General features: G+C 42.2%; 4 protein-coding genes. All 4 read left to right on the forward strand.

The genetic code is table 11. From position 1 onward, the window contains the following. Window positions 1-2,911, forward strand: a 2,911-nt coding sequence (locus D6774_01365; protein RME78375.1) for a hypothetical protein, incomplete at its 5' end; no start/stop codon positions are given. After that, complete coding sequence (locus D6774_01370; protein ID RME78376.1) at window positions 2,908-3,276, forward strand: hypothetical protein; 369 nt, start codon at window positions 2,908-2,910, stop codon at window positions 3,274-3,276. The genes D6774_01365 and D6774_01370, both read left to right, overlap by 4 nt. After that, on the forward strand, window positions 3,273-3,614 hold the full coding sequence (locus D6774_01375) for a multidrug transporter (GenBank protein RME78377.1): 342 nt from the start codon (window positions 3,273-3,275) through the stop codon (window positions 3,612-3,614). Before D6774_01370 ends, D6774_01375 begins: the two co-directional genes overlap by 4 nt. Then, window positions 3,611-4,255, forward strand: a 645-nt coding sequence (locus D6774_01380) for a glycosyltransferase family 2 protein (protein RME78378.1), incomplete at its 3' end; no start/stop codon positions are given. The genes D6774_01375 and D6774_01380, both read left to right, overlap by 4 nt.

Raw genomic sequence — 4,255 nt, forward strand, 5'->3', positions numbered from 1 at the left:
CTGGATAGAACACTCGGCTTCGGATGATGCGATTGGCATCATTCATCTGCCAATCCAGGAGAGACCGAGAGATGGGGGTTCAAATCCTCCTAGGGTCATTTACTGGTGGTTGAAAAAAGTGGCAAAAGAAGAATTGGACATTAGTGTATTCACAAACCTCATTAAGAAAATAGATGCAAAGACGTGGCTAACAATTTTGGCAATACTTGTTCCATTATTTCTTGCATTTTTTTTCAGAGCATACCCTGCGTATTTACCCATAACTGATCACTGGGCAGAACAAACGGTGCAAAATAACCTTCAATCACAAATCTCCGCACAAATCAATGCAAGGTATCCGAATCTTCCTCCTCAAAATAGGCAGGCGCTCATAGAACAAGAGTATCAAAAATTTGTTGAACAGAACAAAGCCCAACTTGATGCACAGATAAAAGGAACAAGCGAGGCATTTAAACAGAAACTCAAGAATGATCATGGTGAGACCTATCTCTTAGCAATAGATCCTTACTTTTATTATCAATATGCTGAAAATTACCTTCAACATGGACATTATGGTACCACCCTTAAAGATGGAAAACCGTGGGACTCAACAAGACTTGCGCCGTTAGGTAGTAAAGTGGATGCCAGTTGGCACCCGTTAGTCCTTGTTGCATTCTACAAAGTACTTTCTGTCTTTGATAGGGGTATTAGTCTGATGGGAGCTGCGTTCTGGGTGCCAGCAGTTCTCGCAGCATTGTGTGTGATTCCTGCTTTCTTGATAGTTAGAAGAAAAACTGGTAATTTAGGGGGTTTTGTTGCCGCGATGCTTGTAGGAATACATACGGCATTTCTCTCAAGAACTCCTGCTGGCTTTGCAGATACTGATGCGTATAACGTGTTGTTTCCTCTGTTTGTGTGTTGGCTTTTTTTGGAAGCGTTTGAATCAAAGGAACGTAAACATAAACTGCTTCTTTCATTGGCTTCGGGAATTACTCTGGGGCTGTATAGTAAATTTTGGATGGGTTGGTGGTATATTTTTGATATTCTTGTGGTGGTCATTGTAGGGTATATGATATATGTTCTTGTTCGAGGGTTGTTGCAGAAATCTATTGATAAACAAGCGTTTGCTAACGCAGGCATACTGGCAGTAATGTTTGTTCTTTCTGTGATTGTAACAGTGTCATTGTTGTTTAATTTTTCACAATTTCTTAATAGTGTATTTGGTGCAATATCTTTCACGGGGATTAATAATGCTGTAAAGCAGGATTTGTGGCCAAATGTGTTCACCACTGTTGCAGAACTCAATGATATTTCGCTTGCTCAGGTAATGGTGCAAATGGGGGGTCGTCTTTTGTTCATACTTGCTCTTTTTGGAGTTATTGCATCTCTCATACCTCTTAAGAAGTGGAAGAAGCACGACAAGTGGCTTGTTGGAGGATCACTTGTCGCAGCAGTTTTCCTCACCAGCGCATTTGGTTTATCTTTTAATCCTTTTATCTATGTTGTACTTCTAGCAATTCCAACAGGAGTTGCGACCTTTTTCTTGCTTACGGAGAAGCATAGTGTTGATATCAAGTATGCGTTACTCATCCTCGTCTGGTTTGTTGTTGCACTCTACGCAACTACAAAAGGAGTTCGATTTACCTTAGTTCTTGTTCCTGTTTTCAGCATAGCAGTAGGAACTGCGATTGGTTGGATCTACCAAGTTATTTGTGCCCGCGTCCCTAAGATGTCAAAGTGGTCAAACATCCTTCTCATTATCTTTCTTTGTTTAATTCTTGTGGCGCCAATTCGCGCAGCACATGGTGTTGCTCTTAATGAAGTACCTTCAATGAATGATGCATGGTATGATACGTTGGTGAACATTGATCAAACGCAACCGAAAGAGGCAATTATTACGTCCTGGTGGGATTTTGGACACTGGTTTAAAGCAATTGCGAAACGTCCTGTAACATTTGATGGTGGCTCTCAGAATACGCCGATGGCTCATTGGGTTGGGAAGTTGCTTTTAACATCTAATGAGGCAGAAGCAATAGGCATTCAGAGAATGCTTAACTGTGGCTCATACACTGGATTTGATGTTCTTCTTGAACAAATGGATGATGGAATGCCTGCGCTAACCGTACGTGCAAAGAAACTCATGGATAAGATTTTGCTTCTTGATGAAGAACAAGCACGCGCAGCACTTATTGCTGCAGGTATTAGTAATCCTGATGCTGTGCTTGAAAAGACACACTGCGAACCTCCCACTAGTCTTCTTATCACCAGTGAAGACATGGTAGGAAAAGCAGGGGTTTGGGGGCATTTTGGTTCCTGGGATTTTGAGCGCGCGTACATAGTCTCAAATCTTGCAAAGAAACCGACTGCGGTTGCTGAAATGGAGAATCTCTTCGGATACAACACTTCTTACGCACAGAGTATTGCAAACGAAGTGGCATCTCTTACTACAGAATCTCAGAAAAATACGTGGGTGTCTGGCTGGCCTGGCTACATGAGCGGATGGCTGTCTTGTACTCTAAAAAATGAGGTGTATAAGTGTCCAGTAAATGTGGTCGTAGGACGGCAAGCAGGAGGACAAATAGTAATGCATTCAGTTTCAATCAACTTATCATCTCCCCAAAACAGCTCCGCAAGAATTGTTCTCGTAGCAAATGGAAGGCAGAGCGGATCACAAGAAATCCCCATCACTAATCTTGCAGTTGCAGGAGAGGAGAAATTAGAGCATGTGCTTAATGATGAGTCTTCGGGTTTTGCAATTCTGCTTGATGTAAACCAGTCTCGCATATTGGTGACTGCTCCTGAACAGGTGATGAGTCTCTTCACACAGCTCTTCTTCCTTGAAGGACGATATAATGAACATTATGAACTCTTAAGCGCGCAGAGAAGCTTCACCGGACAGAACATTCTTGTGTGGAAGACAAAATACGAATGAACGTCTCAACAAAAGGGGTTGTGATGATGGTTTTCGCAACACTTCTTGCTGCTTTTGCACAATTTCTCGGAAAGATTGGTGTGAGTAGAATAACTACATCAGTTTGGAGTATTATCTTCAATCCGTACCTCGTCAGTTCTCTCCTTCTTCTTTTTTTTATGTCTCTTATAGTCACTTTTGCTTTACGACTAGGGGATGTGAGTAAACTCTATCCTCTTATCAGTCTTTCATTTATTTGGACTGCGATCGTATCGTCAGTCTTGCTTGGAGAGACATTACACTTCACTACAATTGTAGGAACACTAATCATTCTTTTAGGGGTTATGGTAATTAATAGCTCACCGTCAAAAGAGGTGGTGGCATGATTGCTTGGTGGATTATTCCTGTGACTATGTGCGTTATGCTTATCAGCGCGCTTGGGGCAATACTCTTTAAAAAAGCAGCACCAACAATCAGTCTCCACCCCGTAAAATTACTCAAAAACTACTACTTCTGGACAGCGGGCATTGTCTATTTGCTCGGAGCGGTAGGGTACTACGCATTGTTACGCATCACTCCGCTCTCTGTTCTCTACCCTTTGAGCAGCTTTACTTACATGTGGCTTGCAATCATAGGTTATTTTCATCTTAATGAGCCTTTTAACATGAGAAAAATAGGAGGTATTGCGCTTATCATGCTTGGAGCGTTCATCATCACCCTATGAAATTCACCGTAATTATCGCTGCGTATAACGAAGAAAAACATATTGCACGTGTTGTTCGTGAAGTTGCCAAGCAGAAACCGGAGGAGATCGTGGTTGTAAGTGACGGCAGTACTGATAGAACCGTTGCAGAAGCAGTGGCTGCGGGAGCAACTGTTCTTGAACATGTAATTAACCAGGGAAAAGGTGCTGCGCTCAAGACCGGAGCAGATTATGCAGTAAAGAGGGGAGCAAAATATCTTGTGTTTCTTGATGGGGATGGACAGCACGACCCTCGCGAGATACCTGCTTTTTTAAAGGAGCTTAAGAACCATGATGTTGTCTTTGGCACGCGCAAACGGGAGGGACAAATGCCCTTCTTACTTCGTTTTGGCAATTGGTTCATCTCAAAAGTTATTGAACTCCTCTATGGAATAAAAATTCATGATTCCCAAGGAGGATACCGCGCGATGACAACTAAAGCGTACAAGCTTATACGTTGGCACGCAAGGGATTATAGCGTTGAGAGTGAGATGATTGCTCATACAGGACGGGCAAAGCTTAAGTATTGCGAAATTCCTGTAAAAACTATATATCACGATGCATATAAAGGCACAAGTCCCCTTGATGGACTTGTGATTGTCGCAAATCTTATCATCTGGAAA

The sequence above is a fragment of the Candidatus Woesearchaeota archaeon genome, from assembly GCA_003695435.1.
In the GTDB taxonomy this organism is placed as follows: domain Archaea; phylum Nanobdellota; class Nanobdellia; order Woesearchaeales; family UBA11576; genus J101.

Bases quoted from the DNA above. Each gene is read 5' to 3' on its own strand.
- D6774_01370 (RME78376.1), top strand. From the start codon at position 2,908: ATGAACGTCTCAACAAAAGGGGTTGTGATGATGGTTTTCGCAACACTT.
- D6774_01375 (RME78377.1), top strand. From the start codon at position 3,273: ATGATTGCTTGGTGGATTATTCCTGTGACTATGTGCGTTATGCTTATC.